We start from the raw sequence: 23,760 nt of genomic DNA on the forward strand, positions 1-23,760 counted from the left end.
TGGTTTGTTCGCTGAAGCGGGTCGTCTCCGACCCGCGGTCTCAGGTCTGGCTGCCGCCGTCCACCCGGAGGACCACACCCGTCACATAGGAGGCGCGGTCGCTGAGGAGCCAGGCCGCGGCCTCGGCGATCTCGTCGGGGGCGGCGGCGCGGCGGAGTGGCGCGTGGGTGGTGATGCGGTCGACGATGCCGGGGGATTCCTCCTCCCATGCGCGGATCATCTCGGTGAGGGTGGCGCCGGGTGCGATGGCGTTGACGCGGATGCCCTCCGGGCCGTACGTGACGGCGGCGGACTCGGTGAGGCTGTTGACCGCGCGCTTCATGGCGCCGTAGGCGGGGAGTTCGGGGTTGCCCATGAGGCTGCCGACGCTGGAGTTGTTGACGATGGCGCCCGTTCCGGCGGTGGCGCGGATGGCGGCGACCTCGGCGTTCATGGCCAGCCAGGGGCCCCGGAGGTTGACGGCGTAGACGTGGTCGAAGTCGGCCTGCGGCAGCTGGTCCATCGGGCCCGGCTGCTGGATCGTCGCACCGTTGTTGAAGGCCACGTCGAGCCTGCCGTACAGCTCCACGGCCCGGTCGACGGCGGCGCGGACGCTCGTCGCGTCGGCCAGGTCGCACACCACGTGATCCGCGGTGCCGCCGGCCGCCCGGATCTCCTCGGTGACCGTCTTGAGCTGGGCCTCCGTACGGGCCGCCAGCAGCACCCGGGCGCCCTCCCGGGCGAAGAGGCGGGCCGCGGCGGCGCCGATGCCGCGCCCGGCGCCGGTGATGAAGGCGACCTTGCCGGCCAGGAGACCGGCGGCCGGGGTACGGGGCGAGTCTTCCAGGGTGGTGTTCGGTGTGTGGTTCATGGTTCCGAGGCTGCTGTGAGCGCCGGGGCCCAACCAGGCACCGGTGGTACCTGGCTGAGCCCCCGGCCGTCCGCGCACACTGAAGGCGTGGACAGACGAGAGCTGGCGGCCTTCCTGCGCAGCCGACGTGAGCGGATCACGCCCGCCGATGTGGGGCTGCCCGCCGGGACGCGGCGCCGCACACCGGGGCTGCGGCGCGAGGAGGTGGCGCAGTTGGCGTTCATCTCGACCGAGTACTACACGCGGCTGGAGCAGGCCCGCGCCCCGCACCCGTCCCGCGAGGTGCTGGCCGGGCTGGCCCGCGCCCTGCGGCTGACGGACGCCGAGCGGATCCATCTCCACCATCTCGCGGGCGTCCCGCCCGGCCCGCCACCCGGGCCCTCCCGTGAGGTGCGGCCGAGCATCGTGCACCTGCTGCGGCGGCTGCCGTACGCGGCGGCGTTCGTGCTGTCCGCGACATACGAGGTCATCGCCTGGAACGACCTGGCCGCCGCCCTCATGGAGGACTTCTCCGCCCTCTCGCGCCGCGACCGCAACATCGTCCGCCGCGCCTTCCTCGGGCCCCATCCGGAGGGGCAGCGGCTGTACGGGGTGACGGACCCGGACGAGTTCGCCCAGACCTCGACCGAGGTCCTGCGCGCCGCGGCCGCCCGCTACCCCGACGATCCCGAGGTGACCGGGCTGGTGGCCGAGCTCCGTTCGGGCAGCGAGGAGTTCGCCCGGCTGTGGGACTCCCATGAGGTGGCCGCCCAGCGCCCGCTGTGCAAGACGTTCCGCCATCCGCTCGTCGGGCCCGTCACCGTCGCCTGCGATGTGCTGGACATCGCCGACCGGGACCAGCGGGTCGTCATCTACACCGCCGAGCCCGGCTCCCCGTCCGAGGAGGCACTGCGGCTGCTGTCGGTCGTCGGCACGCAGCGGATGGGGGTGCCGGGCTGAGCCGCGGCGCCCTCCGTTCCGTCCTCTGCTCTCGTTCTCCTCGGGCCTGATGAGGCTCGGACCTCTTCTGAGGCTCGGACCTCTTCAGAGCTGAGGCTCAGACCAGGCGGCGGGCCGTCGCCCAGCGGGTCAGCTCATGGCGGTTGGAGAGCTGGAGCTTGCGGAGCACCGCCGAGACATGGCTCTCGACCGTCTTCACCGAGATGAACAGCTGCTTGGCGATCTCCTTGTAGGCGTAACCGCGCGCGATCAGGCGCAGCACCTCGCGCTCGCGCTGGGTGAGCCGGTCCAGGTCCTCATCCACGGGCGGGGCGTCGGTGGAGGCGAAGGCGTCGAGGACGAAACCGGCCAGGCGCGGGGAGAAGACCGCGTCGCCCTCGGAGACCCGGAAGATCGCGTCCACGAGGTCGGTACCGGTGATGGTCTTGGTCACATAGCCACGGGCGCCGCCGCGGATGACGCCGATGACGTCCTCGGCGGCGTCCGAGACGGACAGCGCGAGGAAGCGCACCGGGCGGTCCTGGTCGGCCATCAGCGAGGCGCTCCGGCGCAGCACCTCGACCCCGCCCCCGCCCGGGAGGTGGACGTCGAGCAGCACGACCTCGGGGCGGGTCGCGGTGATCACGGTCACGGCCTGGTCGACGTCGGCCGCCTCGCCGACCACCTCGACACCGGTCCGGGCCGTCTCCCCGATCTCGGCCTGCACCCCGGTGCGGAACATGCGGTGGTCGTCCACGAGCACCACGCGTACCCGCCGCGCCGCGGCCGCATCGCCGGCTCCGGCGCCCCCGGCCCCCGCCGGACCGGGCACGGCGCCCGGCGCACTCTGCGCCCCGGGGCCGCTCGTCGCGTTCGTACCGCCCGTCGCGTCGGTCATGTCGTCGCCGCCCTCTCCATCTCCAGCTCCACTTCCGTGCCCCCGTCCGGCGCGGATCTCAGCCGCGCCGTGCCGCCGTTCCGCTGCATCCGGCCGATGATCGACTCACGTACGCCCATCCGGTCCTCCGGCACCGCGTCCACGTCGAAGCCGGGGCCGCGGTCGCGCACGGAGATGAACACCGTGGCCCCCTCGACCTCGGCGAAGACCTGGACGGCCCCGCCGTCGCCACCGTACTTGGCCGCGTTGACCATCGCCTCGCGCGCCGCCTGTATCTGTGCGCCCAGTTTCTCGTCCAGGGGGCAGTCGCCGACCACCACCACCTCGATCGGGACGCCGTGGTGGTCCTCGACCTCCGCGGCCGTCTTCTTCACCGCCTCCGCCAGGGTGTCCGGCTCCTCGGCCTCGTCCTTGCCGGTGCCCTCCGGCCGGTAGAGCCACGCGCGCAGCTCCCGCTCCTGGGCGCGGGCGAGCCGGGCCACCTCGCGGGGCTCCTCCGCGTTGCGCTGGATCAGGGTGAGGGTGTGCAGCACGGAGTCATGGACGTGGGCCGCCACCTCCGCCCGCTCCTGCGCGCGGATGCGCATCAGCCGTTCCTCGGAGAGGTCCTGCGTCATCCGCACCACATACGGGCCCACCAGCAGCGCGATGCCGACAAGGACGGCCAGGGCCGCCTGCAGCACGGCCCCCAGATGCTTGGCCGAACCCTGGAGGACCACGATCCCGGACACCCCGGCGGCCACCAGCACCACCCCCGCGGCGCCACGGGCCAGCGGCAGGACCCGCTTGCTGCGGCTGAGCTCGACCCACTGGGCGCGGCGGGCGTTGTCCGCCTGGCGCCAGAAGAGGGCGACTCCCGCGCCGATGAGGAGGAGCGGCCAGATGTAGGTGTTGGCGCGGCCGAGCTGGAAGCCCTGGACGAAGATCCCCATGCCGACGACGAGGGCGACGAGCGCGATGATCTGGCCGCGCTCCGGCCTGCGGGCCAGGATCCGGCGGCGGCCGTCGGGGCCCACGGTGGTGAGCGGGCGGGTGGTGGTCGTCTCCACACCGCCGACGCCGAGCGGGACGATGAACCAGAAGAGCGCGTAGACGAGCGCGCCGAACCCCTCCGCCATGAACAGCGCGATGAAGACGATCCGCACCCAGGCGACCGGCAGCCCGAGATGGCCCGCGAGCCCGCGCGCCACACCGCCGAGGAGGCGGCCTTCGGCACTGCGGTAGAGCTTGCGCGGAGGTGGCTCGGGGGCCGTTGGGGGCACTGCGGCGGTCATGGCTCGATCGTCACACGCCCGGCCGACAACGGGCATCAGGGTCGCCCCTGATCGTTCCCCGACCTGGGGCCTGGAGGGCCGGGGGCCCGGAGGCCCGGGGGCCGGAGGCCGGGGCCGGGGGCCGGAGGCCGGGACCGGGGGCCGGGGGGCCCGGAGACCCGGGAGGCCCGGAGGCCGGGGCCCGGGGGCCGGGAGGCCCGGAGGCCCGGAGGCCCGGAGGCCCGGAGGCCCGGGAGGCCGGGAGACCCGGAGGCCCGGGAGGCCCGGAGACCCGGAGGCCCGGGAGGCCCGGAGGCCGGGAGACCCGGAGACCCGGGAGGCCGGGAGACCCGGAGGCCCGGGAGGCCCGGAGACCCGGAGGCCCGGGGCCCGGAGGCCGGGAGACCCGGAGACCCGGGAGGCCGGGAGACCCGGAGGCCCGGGAGGCCCGGAGACCCGGAGGCCCGGGGCCCGGAGGCCGGGAGACCCGGAGGCCCGGGAGGCCGGGAGACCCGGAGGCCCGGGAGGCCCGGAGGCCGGGGGCCCGGGGCCCGGAGGCCGGGAGACCCGGAGACCCGGGAGGCCGGGAGACCCGGAGGCCCGGGAGGCCCGGGAGGCCCGGAGACCCGGAGGCCCGGGAGGCCCGGAGGCCGGGAGACCCGGAGGCCCGGGAGGCCCGGAGACCCGGAGGCCCGGGAGGCCCGGAGGCCGGGAGACCCGGAGGCCCGGGAGGCCCGGAGACCCGGAGGCCCGGGAGGCCCAGAGGCCCGGAGCCGGGGCCCGGGGGTCGCCGCGCCCTGGGGCCTGGGGCCGCCGTCAGTCCTCCGGCGTCGCCCTGCCCGACCGGCGGCGGAACGCGTACGTGAGGGCCGAGGTCAGGGCCGCGACGCAAAGGCCGCACAGGAGGGCCGGGAGGGCGATCTCCGGGCGGACGTCCCACTCCCCGGCCGCGTCCATCCCGTACGCGGCGGCCACGCCCAGGATTACCAGCCCGGCCACCAGCTTGCCCGGCTCGAACGGATGGCGGGACCGGTCGGGGGCCGCGTGCCCCAGCGAGTGACCGCGCCAGTGGTCGGACCGATGACCGACCCGACCGCCGAACCGATGACCGGCCCGATGCCCGAACCGACCGCCGAACCGATCGCCGAACCGGTGACCAGCCCGATGCCCGAACCGATGACCGACCCCATGGTCGTCATAGTCGGGGTCGGACCCATGGTCTCCATAGTCGGGGTCGGACCCATGGTCTCCATGGTCTCCATGGCCGAACCGATCACCGAATCGATGACCGACCCCATGGCCGAACCGATGACCGAACGAACGGCGCCTCATGAGCGCTTCACCTCCACCGCACCCAGCCCCATCTCCAGCTTCAGCGAAACCGTGCCCTCGGCCTTGCCGCCGCCCACCGGCTCCAGGGTGAGCTTGCGCTCCCGGCCCGGGCCGATGTCGACGTTGTGTTTGTCCCGCTTCTCGCCCGGCAGCCAGATGTCGCCGATCCCGACCTCGATGTCCAGCCTGACCCGGGCGTCGCGCGGGACCGTCACGGCCAGCTTGCCCGCGCCCATCTCCACCCGGCTGGATATGGAGCTGCCCGCCTTCAGGGGCAGCCGGTCCAGCTTCAACTCGGCGACGCCGCCGCCCAACTCATAGCCGTCGCGCAGCGACGCCACGGAGGTCGGGGCCCAGGTGCGGCGGGCCCAGTCGGGGGTGACGGCATCGGGGAGGGCGGCCGCGCCCGCCAGCAGCGCGCTCGTCAGCAGCGCGAGGAACACCGTGCCGCCACCGGCCCGCCCCCAGCGGGAGCTGATGACGAGGGCGAGCCCGAAGACGCCCAGCGCGCAGGCGAACCCGATCTCGAGGCTGGTGCCCAGCGGCTGCGAGGACCACCCCGCCCGCGCCCCCACCACGGCGGCGGCGACCGCCACCAGGAAGGCCCAGCCGCCGATCGAGGCCCGGTCCGGCACCCGGCGGGCCCGCTCCGCCTTCGCCTCCCGCTTGTCGTACGGGCCGTCGTCCGGCCCCCACAGATAGCCGGTCCGCGACCCGGCCCCGGTGCCGAGCGGCCCGGTCGTACCGTCCTTGACGATCGGGTCGCGCCACCAGGAGGGGCCTGGGCCGCCGCGCGTGGGCGGCGCCTTGGTCTCGGGCGGCGCGTCGGCGACGGCCTGGGCCGTGGCCGCGTCCACCGCGCCCACGCTCTCCGCCTGCCGCCGGTGGTGCGACCAATAGCCCGCACCGGCCGCCGCGAGGGCGAGCATGAACGAGAAGTACATGACGCCGCCGTTGTTGACCATCGACAGGAAGAGCCCACAGCCCACCAGCGCCACCAGCACCGCCGTCAGCCCAGGGCCCTCGACCCGGCCCGAGAGCAGTCTGCGCCCCTCGTTCTCGTCCTCGCCGTGGAACGGGATCAGCAGCCAGCAGAACCCGTACACGATCAGACCGAGACCGCCCGCGACGGAAAGCACCGACAGCACCACCCGGAAGATCACCGGGTCCAGATCGCAGTAGCGGCCGAGCCCTCCGCAGACCCCCGAGATCACCTTATGGTCACGACTGCGCCGAAGAGGCGTCTGTGACAGGCGGGAACCGGACGCGGCCTCGGCCTCGTCCGCCACGGTGGGTGCTTCGGTCATGCGTCCATGGTGACAACAGGGCCGCACTCGCGACATCCGGCACGCCCCTAGGTCTTCCCTGAGATCTCCCCGGGGGTTACGGCGGCTATCGTGTCGCATCGAACGTGTGCGGGGAGGGGACAGCGGTGTCGGACGTAGGCCACCTGATAGCCGGACGTTACCGCCTGGTCGAGAAGATCGGCCGTGGTGGCATGGGCACGGTGTGGCGCGCGGAGGACGAACTCCTGGGCCGCCAGGTCGCGGTCAAGCAGCTCTATGTCTCTCCGCACCTCGCCGAGGACGAGCTGACGACCCTGCACGAACGCACCCGCCGCGAGGCGCGCAGCGCGGCCCGCATCACCCACCCCAACGTGGTCGTGGTCCATGACGTGGTGGACCACCACGGACTGCCGTGCATCGTCATGGAGTACGTGCCCTCCACGACCCTCGCCGACCTGCTGAAGGACGGGGGGCGCGTCTCGCCCGACGAGGCCGCCCGCATCGGCCGCGGCATGATCGCCGCACTGCGCGCCGCGCACGCGGCCGGGGTGCTGCACCGGGACGTCAAGCCCGGCAATGTGCTGCTCGGCCCCGAAGGCCGGGTCGTGCTCACGGACTTCGGCATCGCCATGGCCACCGGCACCTCGACGCTGACGAAGACCGGCGAGGTCGTGGGCTCCATCGACTACATCGCGCCCGAGCGGGTCAGGGGCCGCAAGCCCGGCCCCGCGTCGGACCTCTGGGCGCTGGGGGCGACGCTCTATCAGGCGGTCGAGGGGCGTCCGCCGTTCCGCAAGGCCACGGCGATCGAGACGGGTTACGCGATCGCCGTCGATCCGCTGGACCCGCCCAAACGGGCGGGCGCGCTGACCCCGTTGGTCGAGAGCCTGCTGGCCAAGGAGCCGGAGCTGCGGCCCTCGGCCGAGGAGACCGAACGGGCGCTACGGCTCCCGGCCTCGGAGCCCGAGACGTCCTCGCTGCAGACCCCGCCGCTCGATACGACCACCAAGAATCCGCCGCTCGACGCGACCATGAACCTGTCGACGCGGCGGGACGCGGGCACGGGCACGGACCGGGCCGCGGGCACGGACGGGCACGCCGCGCCGCACGCACCCACGACATCGAACCCGTATCAACACACGACCCACACACCGAGCACTCCGCACCACACGACGAGCGCTCCGCACAACCCGCCGAACACCTCGCACACTCCGAGCACACCGCACGCGTCGGACCCACGGCTTCCCGCGTACGCCCCGGGCACCGGGAACACGCCCGGCTCGCCGCACACGCCGCCCACGGCCACGCCGTTCACCGCGTCGACGCCGTCCATGACCACGCCGTCCATGACCACCCAGACGCCGGTGCCCCCGCCCGCCCCCGCTCCGGCGCGCAAGAGCCGTAAGGCGGTGTGGGCCGCCGCGGCGACGTCCCTGGCGGTCGTGGCGGTGGCGGGCGGCATCTATGTGTACGGCCTCGACCACGACAACGGCGGGGGGAAGGGCGGGGGGTCCTCCGCCACGGGCAACCCGTCGGCCTCCCCGGCCAAGCCGTACACCGCGCCGTCCGGCTATCACATCGTCACCGAGAAGAAGTTCGGCTTCTCCCTCCCCATCCCCAACGGCTGGACCCGCCAGGAACAGAACGACCCCGACGGCAACACGGTCGACCGCACCCAGGAGGTCCGTTACCTCGACCCCAACGGGCTGGCCGGTTTCAGGATCAACGTCCTGGACTTCGCCTCCGGCAACCAGGTCCAGCACTTCGAGGACCTCGAGGTCGCGTTCAAGGACAAGAAGGAATACCCGATCTACGAGCGGTTGCGGCTGCAGGAGACGAAGTACCAGGGCATGCCCGCCGCGATCTGGGAGTTCAAGTTCCGCGGCGAGGTCCGGATGTTCCGCGCGATCGACCTCGGCTTCGGCAATGAGGGCGACAAGGAGTACGCGATCTACCTGAGCGCCCCGGACGCGGACTGGAGCACCTACCGGCCGATCTTCGACGAGGTACGGGACGGCTTCCGCATCATCAGCTGACGGGACCGGGTCCGGTCCGGGGCCACGGCCTGTTCGAACAGGCGCGCCCCGCGAAGAGACGGAGACGCGCCTCCCGTCCCGCGTAGAGACGCGCCTCCCGTGAGAAGCGGCGAGCTATGTGAAGAGCTGCGAGCCCTGTCGGCGCCGGCGCCGGGAGATGACGACGTCCAGGGAGAGATACGGCGCCCCGGCCAGCACCAGCGGCAGCCACGCCATCAGATAGGCCAGATCGTTGCCGTAGTAGTACGGGTCCGACTGCCAGCTGACGGTGAGCCACAGGCTCAGCGAGATCAGCGCGCCGCCGAAGGCGGCCAGGCGGGAGAGGAGGCCCACCAGGATGCCGAGGCCGACGGCCAGTTCGCCGTAGGCCATCGCGTAGCCGAAGGCGGTGGGGTCCTTGAGGGCCTGGTCGACCAGCCACGGCACGGCCGAGCTGTCCCGCACCTGGCGCATCAGCTCGCCGATCGAGCCCGTGCCCGAGTCGGACAGGAAGGCCGAGTCGGTGAGCTTGTCGATTCCGGCGTAGACGAAGGTGACGCCGAGGAAGATCCGCAGCGGCAGCAGGGCGAAACGGCCGGCAGTGGCCCTGATCCCCACGGGCTGCTGCTGCCCGCCTATGCCGCTCACTCCACCCATCCCGCCCATACCGTGCACGCTCCCGCCACTGCCCGCCGTGCCCGAACCGGCCATACGATCCGCGTGTCTCATGCCGCCCGCCTCTCCCGTCACGCCGCCGTTTAGTTGCGTGTTCGACGAAACCATACGGAGCGGCCGGCCGGAACGACTCAGTCCATAACATCGATGGGATAGCGGTTGGTCTCCGCCCCCGAGGCCGTCACGACCTGCACATCCACCCGGCCCGGCTCCACGTCCACCGGGACCGGCACGGTGAGCGCGGTGTCCGTGGGGCTGCTGAACCCCCCGGCCACCGGGACCAGCGGGACATGGACGTGCACCGCGCCGATGCGGACGACCAGCTTGGCCAGCCGGTCCGGGTCCTGGGCGCCCGGCGGGACGAAGCCGCTGCCGCGGATCTCGATGTCGTCGCCGGTGCGGATCGGGGCGTCCCGGTCGATGGCGCCCTCCTCGGGGAGGGCCCGTACGACGGACAGCACGGCCGGGCGGCCGCCCTCCGCGTACTTCCCGGTCAGGTACATCACCACCGACACGGCCGCCAGCAGCGCCAGGCCCCACGGCACATCGGGCAGCCGCCACGGCTCGCGGGCGAGGCGGACGGCCGTGAAGACCAGGGCCACGGTGTGGACGACGATGTACTGCACATCGGCGAAGCTGCCACGGCCCGCGTCGTCGGTCAGCAGATCGGCGGCGCGCGGGCGCGCGGCCCGCACCTTCTGGAGCCGCTGCGCCCGCACCCGGGCCGCCACGACGAGCCGTGCCAGCACCGCGGCCGCGCACGTCAGCGCGGCGACCGTAAGGAGCCCGGCGGTGTGGCCGAGGGCGAGCCCGTCGGTCAGCCGCTGCCGGTCGCCGGGGGCCACGGCCAGCTCGACGCCGAGCACCAGCACCGCGAAGACCGCGATCAGCAGCCAGGCGGCGGCGACGGTACGGGAGGTGGAGAGGCGGTTGTCCTCGCCGACGAGCGGGGCGAGCGGACCGCCGTCCGCGCGGTGCAGCCGGGCGGTGAGGGTCAGCAGCGCGGCGGTGAGCACGGCGGCGCTGAGCCCGGCCGTCCGCGCGACCGACCAGCCCGCGCCGATCGCCGTGGCCAACTGGCCGATCAGCAGCGCCCCGGCCGCGCCCCACACCACGCACACCGTGCGCAGCCACACCCGGTGGCGCCAGGCCGAGGTCTCGGCGCGGCCGCTGTCGGCCACCGAGCGGGCCGCGTGGGCCAGCTCGTCCGAGACCCACTGCCGGGAGGCCCCGGCCGAGTGGGCGAGAGCCTTGGGAAGGCCCTCTCCGGCCGCGAAACGCTCCCGTAGGGCCACGAACGTGGCCACGGCCCTCCGGTGGCCCTCACGGGCCCCCTGAGGGCATTCACAGCCCTTGTGGCCGTGCGGGTGCCCATGAGGGTGCTGTCGTTCTGCCGTCGTGGCGTTCTCCGCCTGCTCCACCGCCACGCGGGTCGCTCCGTCGTTCGCTCGTTCCATACGGGACCGCGGGTTCGCGCGGCACCGCCCAACTGACATGTGTTGAGAGGGGATTGTGCCGCACCGCGGAGGGTGTCAGCTCAGCAGGTCCGGCTCATCCCGGGTGATCTGCAGATACAGAGGTTGATAGTTGATCCACGCCACAAGATCGTTTCCCAGCTGCTCACGCGTCCGCATCGCGTCGGCGTGGTCGATGGGCACCGGCCTGCCGGACGCCTTCGCGGCCAGCTGCACCTGGGCGGCGCGCTCCATCGTAATGAACCACCACGCGGCCGCGTCGACCGAGTCCCCGACCGTCAGCAGACCGCGATTGCGCAGGATGAGGGCCTTGTGGCCGCCGAGCGCGGCGGCGATCGCGCGCCCCTCGCCCTCGTCCACGACGACCCCCGTGGTGCCCCCGTAGACCGCGTGGTCCTCGAAGAACGCGCAGACCTCCTGGGTGATCGGCTCCAGCGGCTCGCCGAGCACGGCCAGGGTGCGACCGTGCACCGAGCGGCTGTGCGCGACGGCCACGACGTCCGGCCGCGCCTGATGCACGGAAGAGTGAACGACGAAGGCCGCCTGGTTGACGTGGGCCCGTCCCTCGACCACCTGGCCCGCCTGATTGACGAGGAGCAGATCGCTCACGGTGATGTGGCCGAAGGGCATGCCGAACGGATTCACCCAGTAGCAGTCGGTGAACTCCGGGTCCCGCACGGTGATGTGGCCCGCGACCCCCTCCTCGTACCCGAACCGCCCGAACAGGCGCAGCGCCGCGGCCAGCCGCTCCTTGCGGTAGCGGCGCTCGTCCTGGGGCGAGGTGTGTTGCGGGGGCATGGTGAACCGCAGCTGATCGGCCGGTATCGGGGTGGGGGTCTGCGGCTGGTTCGTCATCGGCAGCTCCGCTCCTCTGGTGTGCTGAGGCGGAAGCTACCTCTGGGTATCGCAGGAGGCCAGAGTCAGGGCCCGCTACAGATGGTCGATCTCGGTGAGGTCGATGTCGATGGTGAAGGGGACGGTGAGCTTGAGGTGGTCGTGGTGGATGCCGGTGAGCCCGTAGGCCTTGGTGGCCTCGTCAAGCTCGTATACGTAGACGACCGGCCGTTCGTCCTCACCACACTCCACCCGCCAGAAGTGCCGGATGCCTGCCTCGGCATAGAGCTGCGGTTTACGCTTGCGGTCCCGCACCTCCGAGTCCGGGGAGACCACCTCCACCACCAGCTCGACGTCCTTCGCGTCGTAACACGACTCCTTCGTACTGGTCGCCGCCTCGGCCCGGATCACGAGGAGGTCCGGCTCGGGCGCCTGGCGCTTGTCGATGACCACGTTCATTTCCCGCCGGACCCGTAGGTCGCTCGGCACCGTGCTGTGCAGGCCCGATTCCAGCAAGTACATCACCATGCAGTGAAAACTCCGCTGCGGACTCACGAAAACCAGACTCCCGTCGATCAGCTCGGTGTGCGGCGGGAGATCAGGCAGACGGAACAAGTCGTCCACGGTGTAGCCGTCCTGCGGCGGCACCGGCCACGACGCAGCGGGCGTGGTGTGCAGCGGCTCAGCGGTCATGGTTCCTCCCATGGACGGGATTCTTGGCCGTAGGGTCAGCGTACCGAGCACGAACGCCGATGCCGCCGCCCAAACGAATGAGCGACGGCACCGGCGTTTGACGATCAGATGATGATCAGGAGCGGGCGGTCACTCCCACTCGATGGTGCCGGGCGGCTTGCTGGTGATGTCCAGCACCACCCGGTTGATCTGGTCGACCTCGTTCGTGATGCGGGTCGAGATCCGCGACAGCACGTCGTACGGCAGCCGCGACCAGTCCGCCGTCATCGCGTCCTCCGAGGAGACCGGGCGCAGCACGATCGGGTGGCCGTAGGTGCGGCCGTCGCCCTGGACGCCGACCGAGCGGACGTCGGCGAGCAGGACCACCGGGCACTGCCAGATGTCGCGGTCCAGACCGGCGGCGGTCAGCTCCTCGCGGGCGATGGCGTCGGCCTCGCGCAGCAGGTCCAGGCGCTCCTTGGTGACCTCGCCGACGATGCGGATGCCCAGGCCCGGCCCGGGGAAGGGCTGGCGGTGGACGATCTCGTCCGGCAGGCCGAGCTCCTGGCCGACCATCCGCACCTCGTCCTTGAACAGCCGGCGCAACGGCTCGACCAGCTGGAACTCGATGTCGTCGGGCAGCCCGCCCACATTGTGGTGGGACTTGATGTTGGCGGTGCCGGTGCCGCCGCCGGACTCCACGACGTCGGGGTAGAGGGTGCCCTGGACCAGGAACTCCACGTCCTCACCGGCCGCGCCCGCCTCGGCCACCAGTTCGGCCTGCGCCTGCTCGAAGACCCGGATGAACTCCCGGCCGATGATCTTCCGCTTCTCCTCGGGGTCGGAGACCCCGGCGAGCGCGGTAAGGAAGCGCTCCTCGGCCTCGACGACCTTCAGCTGCACACCGGTGGCCGCCACGAAGTCCTTCTCGACCTGCTCGGACTCGCCCTTGCGCATCAGGCCGTGGTCCACGTAGACGCAGGTCAGCTGGTCGCCGATGGCCTTCTGGACGAGAGCGGCGGCCACGGCGGAGTCCACACCGCCGGACAGCCCGCAGATCGCGCGCTTGGTGCCGACCTGCTCGCGGATCGCGGCCACGGACTCCTCGACCACATTGGTGGTGGTCCAGGTGGGCTCCAGGCCGGCGCCCCGGTAGAGGAAGTGCTCCAGCACCTGCTGGCCGTGGGTGGAGTGCATCACCTCGGGGTGGTGCTGCACGCCGTACAGCCTGCGCTCGTCGCATTCGAAGGCCGCGACCGGCACCACGTCGGTGGACGCGGTGACGGTGAAGCCCTCGGGGGCCTCGGAGCAGGCGTCGCCGTGCGACATCCACACCTGCTGCTCCTCGGGGGTGCCCGCGAAGAGCGTCGAGCCCTGCTTGGTGACGGTGAGCGCCGTACGGCCGTACTCCCGCGCCCCGGTGTTGTCCACGGTGCCGCCGAGCGCCTTGGCCATCAGCTGGAAGCCGTAGCACATGCCGAAGACCGGGACGCCCGCTTCGAAGAGCGCGCGGTCGAGCGTGGGCGCGCCCTCGGCGTAGACCGACGAGGGGCCGCCGGAGAGGATGATCGCCTTGGGGTTCTTGGCGAGCATCTCGGCCACCGGCATGGTGGACGGAACGATCTCGCTGTAGACCCGGGCCTCACGGACCCTGCGGGCGATGAGCTGGGCGTACTGCGCGCCGAAGTCGACGACCAGGACGGTGTCGGGGGCGGCAGCAGGGGACGCTGATGGCACTTCGGCGGCCTTCCGGCGGTGGTGGCGTGCGATGGAACAGGACTGCGGCGGGGCCACGGCTTCGGGGCGGGACCGCAGGTTTGGACTTTCGATTCTAACGGGCCCATAATCGACGCCATGTCCACGCGCATGACCTTCGTCTTTACCTATGGCACCGGCCCGTCCGGCTGCCATGGTCGTGCTGCGTAAACACTGCCAGCGACTTCCCAGGCGCCCCGGGCCGGCAAAGGCCCGGGGCGCTCTGTCTTGATCTCCGGGTCTTGGCCGGACTCCAGGGCTCCGCGACACGGACCAGGAGATACGGACATGAGCAGCAGCGTTTCGGCCACAGAGGCCGCCAAGGTGATCGGCACCGCGCGGGAGCGGATCGACGCCCTCGACGGGCAGATCCTCGATCTCGTCCGGGAGCGGATGGCCGTCTCGGCCACCGTCCAGGAGGCACGGATCGCGGCGGGCGGGCGGCGGGTGCACCTCTCCCGCGAGATGGAGATCCTCGACCGCTACCGGCAGCGGCTGGGCAAGCCCGGTACGACGCTCGCCATGACGCTGCTGGAGCTGTGCCGGGGCCGGGTCTGATCCCTCCGCCCTCGCGGCCACGGACAGCGGACACGGATAGCGGACTCGGACAGCGGCGACGGAGAGGCGAAGGGCCCCGGGAGCGCCCGAACGGGGCGGGCGCCCCCGGGGCCCTAGGCGGTCAGCACCGGCGTCAGGGCAGCGCCGGTGCTGAGAGGCGGCGCCGGGGGGTTGCGCCGCTGGCTTATGGGCCCGTATGTCAGGGGTGTCTGAACGGCGTACGCCCGCGTGGTCGGACCAATGTCGGGGTGTGACCGGGGGCGTTGTCCCTCACTGCATCGTGGTGGATGTGGAGCGCCGGGCGCAACCATTTCGACCGGATACGGTCGGCCCCAGGCGTCCCCAGGGCCGACCGTCCTTTGGTGGTGACCGGGCTGCTGTCCCCTGCCGACCGGTCACCTCGCCGAAGCGAGGTCCCACGACGGGCCGCCTGAATCACCACAGGGGCCGCGTCTCATCGCTGCGGCGGATCTGAGCCACGCGTGGATTTTTCCGGGCCGCTCCTGGCTGGCGCGGCACCGGGCACAACGAGCCCGCGCGCGGGCCGGTCACGCGCCGTACGGGTGATGACATGCGAGGCAGAGTGCCCGTCGCGGATTCTGTGACCATTCTGTGAGCAACTGTGAAGGCAACCTTTCAGCCATTCGCTTGGTCATGTACGTGCAAACGCACGGCCATCCCGCGCCCCACCGCGACGGCCTTCCACACGCGTATCGCCCCCAGGGGATACGTACGGACCCAGAGAGGTCTTCATGAAGCTTCGCCGCGCCCTGGCGGCCGCCGCAGCTACGGCCGCCATAGCCCCCGCCGCGCTTCTCGCGGCCCCCGCTGCCTTCGCGGAGACGCCGCCGAGCGAGAGCCCGTCGCCGTCCGCCTCCGAGACCGTGACGCCGTCTCCGGATGACCCGTCGCCGTCGCCGACGGAGACCACTCCGACCGAGGAACCCACGCCGACCACCCCGGCGCCGTCCACGAGCGCCACCCAGGCGCCGACCCCCGGCGACCCCTCCGGCACTCCCTCGTCCACCCCGACCGAGACCGCCAGCCCGACCCCGACCCCGACGTCGACCGAGGAGCCGGGCGACGGCGAGTGCGCGGACGACGGGGACTACAACGAGGACCCGGAGCTCAGCACGACCCTGGTCGGCCTGCCGTCGAAGGTCGTGGCGGGCAGCGGCTTCCACGGCTTCAAGTTCCAGGTGAAGAACGAGTCGGACCGCAGCTACCAGCGGGTCGACTTCGGGGTCTTCGCGGGCACGGTGCACGAGTCCGCCCCGGACGGGACGGGCAAGTACCTGACGCTGCAGTACAAGGACCCCGAGTCCGGCGCCTGGAAGGCGATCTCCACCGACGAGAGCGACCCGGGCTCCGGCTACATCGGCTACACCGATGTGCGCCCCCACGAGACCCTTACGGTCGACCTCCGGCTGAGCGTCGCCAAGAGCGCGCCCGAGGGCTTCGGCTACGCCATCAGCGTCGGCGTGTACGCGGACGACGAGGGCAACTGCGTCTACTCGACCGGTGAGTACTACGAGTTCGACGTGCTGAAGGCGGGTTCGGAGCCGGGCCATGTGCCGCCGGCCGACCCGAAGCCGCAGGGTGGCAAGAAGCCGCTGCCGCACAAGCCGGAGGGCAACACGGAGATCAGCCCGAAGGGCAGCCTGGCCGAAACGGGTTCCTCCTCCGCGCTGCCGATGATCGCCGTGATCGGTGGTGTGGCGATGGCCGCGGGCGGAGGCGCGGTCTTCGTGGTCCGTCGCCGTCGCGCCACGGTCTGACGGTCCTCGCGACGGTTCTGAGGGGCGCCATACGGGCTGGTCTCCGGCCCGTACGGCGCCGCCGCGCTCAACTGCCCGGCGCTCAACTGCCAGGCGCTCAGGCGCCCGGCGGAGGCCCGTACGGCGCCCCGGCGCTCAGGCGCGCGGCGGGACCTTCGGCACCGGCAGCAGCGGGAGCCGCAACGCCCCGAACGCGTCCGCCGGTACGGCGGGGCCGCGCGGCGGGACGGGCCGCAGGCGCTCGTACGGCGCCTCCGGGGCCGGGCGCGGGTCGGACTCGCCCTTGTTGGGCCACAGGGACATCGCCCGCTCGGCCTGGGCCGTGATGGTCAGGGACGGGTTGACGCCCAGATTGGCCGAGACGGCGGCGCCGTCGACCACATGGATGCCCGGATGGCCGTAGAGCCGGTGGTACGGGTCGATGACGCCCTCCTCCGGGGACGCCCCGATCGGGCAGCCGCCGAGGAAGTGGGCGGTCAGCGGGGTGCCCATGAGCTCGCCGACGTTGCTGCCCGCGAAGCCGTTGATCGAGTCGGCGATGTGGCGGGCCGCTTCCGCGCCTTCGGGGATGTGGTCGGGATTGGGCTCGCCGTGCCCCTGGCGGGCGGTGAGCAGCCCCTTCCCCGGCCCCTTCGGCTTGCGGTAGGTGGTCAGCGAGTTGTCGTGCGTCTGCATGACCAGGCCGATGATGGTCCGCTCCGACCAGCGGCGGTTGGACAGCGAGCGCACGGCCAGGGTGGGATGCCGGAGGTTGGCGCCCAGGAAGCGCAGCCAGCGCGGAACACGCCCGCCGTGCGGGATCTGCAGGATGGAGAGCATCCCCATCGCGTTGGAGCCCTTGCCGTAGCGGACGGGCTCGATATGGGTGTTCTCGTCCGGGTGGATGGACGAGGTGATCGCGACACCCCGGGTGAAGTCCGCCCGCCCCTCCCCGCCCCGCGCGCGGCGGTAGCGGCGGTCGGTGGTCTGCGCGCCCACCAGGGCCTCGGAGTTGGTGCGGGTGAGGATGCCGAGCCGCTCCGAGACGCGCGGCAGCAGCCCCTTGTCCCGCATCGTGTGCAGCAGCGTCTGGGTGCCGTACGTACCGGCGGCGAGGACGACGTACCGGGAGCGCAGCGCCTTCGGCTTGCTCTTACGGCGGTTGTCGGTCGGGACGGTGGTGACCGTATAGCCGCCGTGCGGGTCATCGCACAGGGCGACGACGGTCGTCATCGGGTGGACCACGGCTCCGGCCCGCTCGGCGAGGTGGAGATAGTTCTCGTTGAGGGTGTTCTTGGCGCCGTGGCGGCAGCCGGTCATGCACTCACCGCACTCCGTGCACGCCTTACGGGACGGGCCCGCGCCGCCGAAGTAGGGATCGGGAACGGGCCCGCCCGGCGCGGCCTTCGTCGTGCCGTCGGCGTCGTGGCCGTCCCCGAAGAAGACCCCCACGGGCGCCATATGGAAGGTGTCGCCCACGCCCATCTTCTCGGCGGCCGCCTTGAGGTGGACATCGGACGGGGTGAGGGTGTGGTTGAGGCGCGCCCCGAGCATCCGCCGCGCCTGGTCGTAGTACGGGCTCAGCTCCTCCTGCCAGTCGGTGATGTGCCCCCACTGGCGGTCCCGGAAGAACGGCTCGGGCGGTACGTAGAGGGTGTTGGCGTAGTTGAGCGAGCCGCCCCCGACCCCGGCGCCCGCCAGCACCATGACCTTGCCCAGGACATGGATGCGCTGGATGCCGAAGCAGCCGAGGGCCGGGGCCCAGAGGTAGTTGCGGAGGTCCCAGGAGCTCTTGGGCAAGGTTTCGGGGGTGAACCGGCGGCCGGCCTCGAGGACGCCGACCCGATAGCCCTTCTCGGTCAGGCGCAGGGCCGATACCGATCCGCCGAATCCCGAACCGATCACGATCACGTCGTAGTCGAAGTCACCGTCGTCGGCGTGGGTGTCGGCATGGGCGTCGGCATGGGTGTCGGCATGGGTGTCGGCATGGGCGTTGAGACCGTTGGCGAAGTCCTCGTCGTGGCCGGGCTCTCGCACCCGCTTTTGGGCAGACCTCTCCCCTGACACTGGTACCTCCATTGAAATGTGCTGATCAGCGCAGGCGCAGTGCCTTGAGCGCGCGCAGGCTGCGGGTCATGAAGTCCGCGTATTTCTCGTCCGTCATCCCGAAGGCCGGGCCGAGCGGCATCAGCCGCTGCTGGGCGACCGTCTGCGGTTCGGTGAACCTGAGGATGCCCTCGGAGCCATGGCGGCGGCCGAGTCCGGAGTCGCCCATGCCGCCCATGGGCGACGCGACGCTGCCGAAGGCGGCGGCGTAGCTCTCGTTGAGGTTGACCGTGCCCGCGCGCAGCCGGGTGGCGATCGCGCGGCCGCGCCGGGCGTCCTTGGTCCAGACGCTGGCGTTCAGACCGTAGGACGTCGCGTTGGCGCGCTCGATGGCCTCGTCCTCGTCGCGGAAGCGGTAGACGGAGACGACCGGGCCGAAGGTCTCCTCGGTGCAGACGGCCATCGGGGACTCCACGCCGTCCAGGATCGTCGGCTCGTAGAAGTACGGGCCGATATCGGGGCGGGCGCGGCCGCCGGCGAGCACCGTGGCGCCCTTGGAGACGGCCTCGTCCACATGGCTGGTGACGGTCTCCAGCTGGCGCTCCGACACGAGCGAGCCCATCTCCGCCCCGTACGCCAGGGCGGTGCCGAGCCGCATGGCCTTCGTACGGGCCGCGAAGCGCTCCAGGAAGTCGTCCGCGATCGACTCGTGGACGTACAGCCGTTCCATGGAGATGCACAGCTGCCCGGCGGAGGCGAAGCTGCCGCGCACCGCGCCGTCGACCGCGCGGGCGAGGTCGGCGTCGCGCAGCACCAGCATGGCGTTCTTACCGCCGAGTTCGAGGGAGCAGCCCACCAGGCGGGCGGCGGCGACCTGGGCCACCTCACGGCCGGTGCGGGTGGAGCCGGTGAACGCGACGTAGTCGGCGCGCTCGACCACGGCCGGGCCGACCACCGGGCCGTCCCCGATCACGACCTGCCACACCCCGGCCGGAAGTCCGGCCTCCACCATGAGTTCGCGCGCCCACAGGGCGGACAGCGCGGTCTCGGTGTCGGGCTTCATCACCACGGCGTTGCCCGCCACGAAGGCGGGGATCGCATCGCCCACGGAGAGCTGGAGGGGGTAGTTCCAGGGCGCTATGAGGCCCACGACCCCGCGCGGCTGGCGCAGTTCGGTGACCTTGGTGAGGGTGGGCACCGCGCCCAGATGCCCCTTGGGGCGCAGATACGCGGGCGCCTTACGGCCGTAATGGCGGGCCACGATGGCGACGCCCTGGACCTCCTCCTGGGCGTGCAGCCGGGTCTTGCCGGTCTCCAGCTGGATCAGGTCCAGGATCTCCGGCTGGCGGCGCAGCAGCAGATCGTGGAAGCGGAGGAGGACGGCGGCGCGCCGGCGGACGGGCGTCGCGGCCCAGGCCCGCTGGGCGGCGCGGGCGTTCTCGAAGGCGGTGGCGACGTCCTCGGGGGTGGACTCGGGCAGGGCGGCGGCGAGGACTTCCCCGGTGAACGGGGTGTGGCTGACGGTGGTGCCGCTGCCGCCGACGCCCCGGGTGAGCCGGGTGATCAGCTCGGGAGTGACGACGTCGGCGGCGGTGCGGGTGCCTTCGGGGGCGACCGGGTTGCCGGCGCCGCCCTGCGTGATGTGCGAGTCCGTCATGGGGGCGAGAGTAGGCCCGCCCGGCGGCTTTGGGTACCCGGCGGTAACAACTTTCGCCCCGTGGCCCCGGGCGGGACCCGCCCAACTCCCTCAGGGCTTGTCGATACTCCCTCAGAGCTTGTCGATCTTCAGATTCCGCACGATCCGCTCGTAGAGCTCCTCGCCGTCCCTCTGTGCGTCGCCGTTGGCGGGCATGGAGACCGTCAGATCCCAGGCGACCTTGGCCTTGTTGACGTAGAGGTGATCGCGCTTCACGTACCGGATGGGGTTCTTGTTGCTGCTGGTGCCGTACGGCAGATAGGAGGTGGTGACGTCCCGCGCCTCCTTCCCCTGCTGCTTCGACCCGGCCTTCTCGCTCCTGGCCTCCTCGACCGTCGCCCCGCCGCCGTCCTTGTAGAAGGCCACGATCTGGTCCGCCGCCGCGTCGAGGTCCGCGGGGTCGTTCTCGCCGTCGGGGGTGGACCGCCGCAGGGAGACGCTGAAGACACCGCTGGGGTCGTAGTACGTGACCACCGGGTTGTCCGAGTCGCTGTCGTCCTGGACCCGCCGGTACTCGCCCGGCACGGCCACGGACGCGCCCACGACATCGCGCTCCTCCCGGACCGTCCAGCCCGGCGGCAGCCCCTCACTGGAGAACGGCTTCATGATCGTGAGCACCAGGGCGGCCGCCACCACCAGCACCAGACCGCCCAGCCCGAGCTGCGCCTTACGGTTCCGGTGCAGGATCGGCGGCACGAAGCGGCCGCCCGTGGACTGCCCGCCGCCCGGCGGGTATCCGGCCGTGGCAAGCATGGTGGGCACCGACTGCGGCTCCCGCGCCGCCGCCTCCAAGGCCTGCCGCACCTCGGGCGCCGCCGGGCGCATCGCCGGGTCCTTGCGCAGCAGTTGCATGATCAGCGTGGCGAGCGGGCCGGTGGCCCGCGCGGGGACCTGCGGTTCGGAACCGAGCACGGCCTGGAGGGTCGCGGGGGCGTGGGAGCGGCGGAACGGCGACATGCCCTCGACCGCCGCGTACAGCACGACGCCGAGCGACCACAGGTCGGACTCCGGCCCCGGCCGCTGGCCCAGCACCCGCTCGGGCGCGATGAACTCGGGCGAGCCGACGAAGCCGCCCGTCTCGGTGAGCCGCTGCTCGCCCTCGATCTGCGCGATGCCGAAGTCGGTGAGCACCACCCGGTCGCCCCGGCCGAGCAGCACATTGTCCGGCTTCACATCGCGGTGCAGCACGCCCGCCTCATGGGCCGCCGCCAGCGCGCCGAGTACGGCGAGGCCGATCCGGGCCGCCTCGCGCGGATCCAGCGTGCCCTCCGTCAGCCGGTCGCCCAGCGACTGGCCGCGCACCAGCTCCATCACGATCCAGGGGCGCCGGTTCTCGACCACCACGTCGTGCACGGTGACGACGGCAGGGTGGTCGATCCGCGCCGCGGCGCGCGCCTCGCGCTCCATCCGCTGATAGACGGTCTGCCGCTCGCGCTCGGGGAGTTGGTCGGGGACGCGCGGCTCCTTGACCGCGACATCGCGGTCCACGATCTGGTCGTGCGCCCGCCAGACGGTGCCCATACCGCCGTGGCCGAGGCGGGAGACGAGCTGATAGCGGCCGCCGATGAGCCGCCCGCTGCTCGGGTCCGGCGCGGCGGGCCGGGCTTCGGCTGACGCCTCTTCGCCGGGCCGCTGTCCGGCGGGCGGCTGGGCGCCACCGCGCGGATCGGCGAACTGCGTCGGCTCGTACGCGCCCCGCGACGGCCCCGCCGCCCCGGCCTCCTGGCCCGGCTGCCGGGCCCCCTGGGATCCCTGGGATCCCTGGGGCGCCTCACGCGCCTCACGCACCTCGGGTGGCGGCTGCGGCGCCGGCACCGGGGCGGCCGGAGCGTGCGGTGGCCGCAGGCTGTAGCTGGTGGGCTCGTTCACCCGTCCCCCGTCGTTCGTCATGCGCCCATCATTACCCAGTCGGCGGCACCGCTGTGGAGACGCCGTGGGCGCTCGTGACAAAGCCGTTGCGACGTCGCTCAGTTCTCCGCGCCGGGGCGCGTGAACGTGGCGGCGGCGGTGTCGAAATGCCGCTTGCCCAGGGATTTCTCACCCACGGGGGCGGATAGCCACAGGTCGTACATTTTGCCGTTTTCATTCCAGCTCAGGTCGTATGTCTGCCGTGAGCCGCCGTCGTCGGCCGAGCCGTTCCAGATGAACGCCCACAGGGCGGCGGGGCGGCCGTTGTGCTCGGTCTCGATGACCTGGCCGCTGCGGTAGCCCGGATAGTCCTGCGTGCCCTTGGCGTCCGCCTTACGGCTGAGCCCGAGCGGGCCCTCGGGGCTCTGCTCCTGGACGTGGATCCCGATCCGGAACTCCATACCGGGCGAGTTGTAGTAGACCCGGGGCGCCTTGTACTCGCGGGCGAACCCCTCGGGCACGGCGAGCGAGAAGCCGACCGGGTCCTTGATCAACTCATAGCCGTCGGGGATCCGGTCCGACGGGCTCGCCGTGGGCTCGGAGTCCTTCACGGGCCGCTGCGGCGCCTTCTCGGGGGCGCTCGGGCTCCGCGAACTCTCCTTGTCGGCGCTCTGGCTCGTACGCCCGCCCAAGGCCGCGTCGCCGTCACCGCCCCCGTTGTCCCGCAGCGCCACGACACCCGCGGCCACGCCGGCGAGCGCCACCACCGCGGCGGCGGCCATAAGGACGACACGGCGGCGCCCGCCACGACCGGAACGGGACCGGGCGGCGGGGGCGGCCGGAGCGGCTACGGGGGCGAAGGCGGCCGGGGGCCCGGAAGCGGGGAACGGCGCGGGCGGGGACACCGGAGACACCGGGGGCGGCACGCGTACGGACGCCGACGAACCGCGGCCGTCCGGCCCGAACGGCACGCTGGGCTGGGTCGGGGTGTACTCCAGCGGGATCTCCGGAGTGTCGCCCACCTCCTGGGCCATCAGCAGCATCCGCTCGACCTCGTCGGCGCTCAGCCGCTCCTCCGGAGCCCGCCGCAACAGCCCCTCGATGACCGGCGTCAGGGGCCCTGCCGCCTCCGGCATCGGGATCTCGTCGAAGACGACGGCGTGCAACACCCCGGCCAGCGACTCGCGGTGGAACGGGGATTCACCGCCCACCAGCGTGCAGAGCAGCACCCCGAGCGACCACAGGTCCGACTCCGGCCCGGTGCGCCGCCCCGACATCCGCTCCGGCGCGGTGTATTCGGGCGAGCCCACGAACGAGCCCGTCTCGGTGATCGTGGTGGACCCGGTGACCTGCGCGATCCCGAAGTCCGTCAGCACGACCCGGCCGGTGCCCGACTCCACCAGCACATTCGCCGGCTTGATGTCCCGGTGCAGCACACCGCGTGCGTGCGCGGCCCGCAACGCGCCCAGCAGCGCGGTCGCGATCCGCCCCGCCTCACGCGCCCCGACGGGGCCGTCCGCGCCCAGCCGGTCCGCGAGCGAGAACCCGTCGACCAGCTCCATGACGATCCAGGCGCAGTCGTCCTCCTCGATCACATCGTGGAGGACGATCACATTCGGATGCTTGATCTGTGCGACGGTCCGGGCCTCGCGCAGGGTGCGCTCACCGCGCAACTGCGAGTCGAAGGCCGTGAGCCCCTCGTCCACATGGAGTTCCTTGACCGCGACATCGCGGACCAGCAACTCGTCGACGGCCCGCCAGACCGTGCCCATTCCGCCGCGTCCGAGCCGTGTGGCCAACCGGTAGCGGTTGGCGATCAGGCGGCCTTCTCCCCCGGTACCCATGGGCTCATCTTGCCTCACCCCACCGAGGCCCTCGAACACCGGACCACC

Annotated in this window: 19 protein-coding genes; 4 read left to right on the forward strand and 15 right to left on the reverse strand. The window is 72.3% G+C overall.

The window, feature by feature from the left end:
- Positions 1 to 40: 40 nt before the first annotated feature.
- On the reverse strand, positions 41 to 850 hold the full coding sequence (locus JK364_RS19325) for an SDR family NAD(P)-dependent oxidoreductase (RefSeq protein WP_201852362.1): 810 nt from the start codon (positions 848 to 850) through the stop codon (positions 41 to 43).
- Between the two features lie 87 nt (positions 851 to 937).
- On the opposite strand from JK364_RS19325, the gene JK364_RS19330 reads away from it, so the two are divergent.
- Complete coding sequence (locus tag JK364_RS19330) at positions 938 to 1,789, forward strand: helix-turn-helix transcriptional regulator (protein WP_201852363.1); 852 nt, start codon at positions 938 to 940, stop codon at positions 1,787 to 1,789.
- A 97-nt stretch (positions 1,790 to 1,886) separates the two neighbouring features.
- Here the strand turns inward: JK364_RS19330 and JK364_RS19335 are convergent, their stop codons facing one another.
- The 5 genes from JK364_RS19335 to JK364_RS19355 all read right to left on the reverse strand — a co-directional run bounded on the left by JK364_RS19335 (position 1,887) and on the right by JK364_RS19355 (position 6,558).
- Entirely contained in the window at positions 1,887 to 2,666 is a 780-nt protein-coding gene (locus tag JK364_RS19335) for a LuxR C-terminal-related transcriptional regulator (protein WP_201852364.1), read from the reverse strand.
- On the reverse strand, positions 2,663 to 3,940 hold the full coding sequence (locus tag JK364_RS19340; protein ID WP_201852365.1) for an ATP-binding protein: 1,278 nt from the start codon (positions 3,938 to 3,940) through the stop codon (positions 2,663 to 2,665). Before JK364_RS19340 ends, JK364_RS19335 begins: the two co-directional genes overlap by 4 nt.
- A gap of 795 nt (positions 3,941 to 4,735) precedes the next feature.
- On the reverse strand, positions 4,736 to 4,918 hold the full coding sequence (locus JK364_RS19345; protein ID WP_201852366.1) for a hypothetical protein: 183 nt from the start codon (positions 4,916 to 4,918) through the stop codon (positions 4,736 to 4,738).
- Entirely contained in the window at positions 4,903 to 5,217 is a 315-nt protein-coding gene (locus tag JK364_RS19350; RefSeq protein ID WP_201852367.1) for a hypothetical protein, read from the reverse strand. Before JK364_RS19350 ends, JK364_RS19345 begins: the two co-directional genes overlap by 16 nt.
- 30 nt (positions 5,218 to 5,247) lie before the next feature.
- On the reverse strand, positions 5,248 to 6,558 hold the full coding sequence (locus JK364_RS19355; RefSeq protein ID WP_230992188.1) for a PspC domain-containing protein: 1,311 nt from the start codon (positions 6,556 to 6,558) through the stop codon (positions 5,248 to 5,250).
- Positions 6,559 to 6,683: 125 nt separating this feature from the next.
- Here JK364_RS19355 and JK364_RS19360 point away from each other — a divergent pair, with 125 nt between their 5' ends.
- Positions 6,684 to 8,573: a serine/threonine-protein kinase gene (locus JK364_RS19360; RefSeq protein ID WP_201852369.1), complete on the forward strand. Its 1,890-nt coding sequence runs from the start codon at positions 6,684 to 6,686 to the stop codon at positions 8,571 to 8,573.
- Between the two features lie 114 nt (positions 8,574 to 8,687).
- On the opposite strand, the gene JK364_RS19365 is transcribed toward JK364_RS19360, so the two are convergent.
- From JK364_RS19365 to guaA, 5 genes are all read right to left on the reverse strand, one after another.
- Positions 8,688 to 9,281 carry a DoxX family protein gene (locus JK364_RS19365; RefSeq protein ID WP_201852370.1) on the reverse strand — a complete coding sequence of 198 codons (594 nt, stop codon included), beginning with the start codon at positions 9,279 to 9,281 and terminating at the stop codon, positions 8,688 to 8,690.
- A gap of 77 nt (positions 9,282 to 9,358) precedes the next feature.
- Positions 9,359 to 10,654 (reverse strand): hypothetical protein, encoded by a 1,296-nt coding sequence (locus JK364_RS19370; protein WP_201852371.1) that lies wholly within the window; start codon positions 10,652 to 10,654, stop codon positions 9,359 to 9,361.
- Between the two features lie 105 nt (positions 10,655 to 10,759).
- Positions 10,760 to 11,557 (reverse strand): class II aldolase/adducin family protein, encoded by a 798-nt coding sequence (locus JK364_RS19375; protein WP_201852372.1) that lies wholly within the window; start codon positions 11,555 to 11,557, stop codon positions 10,760 to 10,762.
- Positions 11,558 to 11,632: 75 nt separating this feature from the next.
- Positions 11,633 to 12,229, reverse strand: a complete 597-nt coding sequence (locus JK364_RS19380; protein WP_201852373.1) for a Uma2 family endonuclease — start codon at positions 12,227 to 12,229, stop codon at positions 11,633 to 11,635.
- 129 nt (positions 12,230 to 12,358) lie between these two features.
- Positions 12,359 to 13,945 (reverse strand): glutamine-hydrolyzing GMP synthase, encoded by a 1,587-nt coding sequence (gene guaA / locus JK364_RS19385; RefSeq protein WP_201852374.1) that lies wholly within the window; start codon positions 13,943 to 13,945, stop codon positions 12,359 to 12,361.
- 306 nt (positions 13,946 to 14,251) lie between these two features.
- Here guaA and JK364_RS19390 point away from each other — a divergent pair, with 306 nt between their 5' ends.
- Both JK364_RS19390 and JK364_RS19395 read left to right on the forward strand, forming a co-directional pair.
- Positions 14,252 to 14,521, forward strand: a complete 270-nt coding sequence (locus tag JK364_RS19390; RefSeq protein ID WP_201852375.1) for a chorismate mutase — start codon at positions 14,252 to 14,254, stop codon at positions 14,519 to 14,521.
- Between the two features lie 752 nt (positions 14,522 to 15,273).
- On the forward strand, positions 15,274 to 16,299 hold the full coding sequence (locus JK364_RS19395) for an LAETG motif-containing sortase-dependent surface protein (RefSeq protein ID WP_201852376.1): 1,026 nt from the start codon (positions 15,274 to 15,276) through the stop codon (positions 16,297 to 16,299).
- A 135-nt stretch (positions 16,300 to 16,434) separates the two neighbouring features.
- Here JK364_RS19395 and JK364_RS19400 read toward each other — a convergent pair whose 3' ends face one another.
- The 4 genes from JK364_RS19400 to JK364_RS19415 form a co-directional block, all read right to left on the reverse strand.
- Positions 16,435 to 18,357: a GMC oxidoreductase gene (locus JK364_RS19400; protein WP_230992190.1), complete on the reverse strand. Its 1,923-nt coding sequence runs from the start codon at positions 18,355 to 18,357 to the stop codon at positions 16,435 to 16,437.
- Positions 18,358 to 18,370: 13 nt separating this feature from the next.
- The gene (locus JK364_RS19405) at positions 18,371 to 19,981 is read right to left on the reverse strand and encodes a succinic semialdehyde dehydrogenase (RefSeq protein WP_201852377.1); all 1,611 of its coding nucleotides are present in this window, start codon (positions 19,979 to 19,981) and stop codon (positions 18,371 to 18,373) included.
- Between the two features lie 111 nt (positions 19,982 to 20,092).
- A complete protein-coding gene (locus JK364_RS19410; protein WP_201852378.1) occupies positions 20,093 to 21,910 on the reverse strand; it encodes a serine/threonine-protein kinase in 1,818 nt (605 codons plus the stop codon).
- Positions 21,911 to 21,987: 77 nt separating this feature from the next.
- A complete protein-coding gene (locus JK364_RS19415; RefSeq protein ID WP_201852379.1) occupies positions 21,988 to 23,712 on the reverse strand; it encodes a serine/threonine-protein kinase in 1,725 nt (574 codons plus the stop codon).
- Positions 23,713 to 23,760: the final 48 nt, after the last annotated feature.

This window comes from Streptomyces endocoffeicus (assembly GCF_016741935.1).
In the GTDB taxonomy this organism is placed as follows: Bacteria; Actinomycetota; Actinomycetes; order Streptomycetales; family Streptomycetaceae; genus Streptomyces; species Streptomyces endocoffeicus.

Coding starts and splice junctions, on each gene's coding strand:
- JK364_RS19365 (WP_201852370.1), bottom strand. CDS start 9,281: ATGAGACACGCGGATCGTATGGCCGGTTCGGGCACGGCGGGCAGTGGC.
- JK364_RS19390 (WP_201852375.1), top strand. CDS start 14,252: ATGAGCAGCAGCGTTTCGGCCACAGAGGCCGCCAAGGTGATCGGCACC.
- JK364_RS19380 (WP_201852373.1), bottom strand. CDS start 12,229: ATGACCGCTGAGCCGCTGCACACCACGCCCGCTGCGTCGTGGCCGGTG.
- JK364_RS19415 (WP_201852379.1), bottom strand. CDS start 23,712: ATGGGTACCGGGGGAGAAGGCCGCCTGATCGCCAACCGCTACCGGTTG.
- JK364_RS19350 (WP_201852367.1), bottom strand. CDS start 5,217: ATGGGGTCGGTCATCGATTCGGTGATCGGTTCGGCCATGGAGACCATG.
- JK364_RS19400 (WP_230992190.1), bottom strand. CDS start 18,357: ATGGAGGTACCAGTGTCAGGGGAGAGGTCTGCCCAAAAGCGGGTGCGA.
- JK364_RS19340 (WP_201852365.1), bottom strand. CDS start 3,940: ATGACCGCCGCAGTGCCCCCAACGGCCCCCGAGCCACCTCCGCGCAAG.
- JK364_RS19410 (WP_201852378.1), bottom strand. CDS start 21,910: ATGACGAACGACGGGGGACGGGTGAACGAGCCCACCAGCTACAGCCTG.
- JK364_RS19375 (WP_201852372.1), bottom strand. CDS start 11,557: ATGACGAACCAGCCGCAGACCCCCACCCCGATACCGGCCGATCAGCTG.
- JK364_RS19335 (WP_201852364.1), bottom strand. CDS start 2,666: ATGACCGACGCGACGGGCGGTACGAACGCGACGAGCGGCCCCGGGGCG.
- JK364_RS19355 (WP_230992188.1), bottom strand. CDS start 6,558: ATGACCGAAGCACCCACCGTGGCGGACGAGGCCGAGGCCGCGTCCGGT.
- JK364_RS19325 (WP_201852362.1), bottom strand. CDS start 850: ATGAACCACACACCGAACACCACCCTGGAAGACTCGCCCCGTACCCCG.
- JK364_RS19395 (WP_201852376.1), top strand. CDS start 15,274: ATGAAGCTTCGCCGCGCCCTGGCGGCCGCCGCAGCTACGGCCGCCATA.
- JK364_RS19405 (WP_201852377.1), bottom strand. CDS start 19,981: ATGACGGACTCGCACATCACGCAGGGCGGCGCCGGCAACCCGGTCGCC.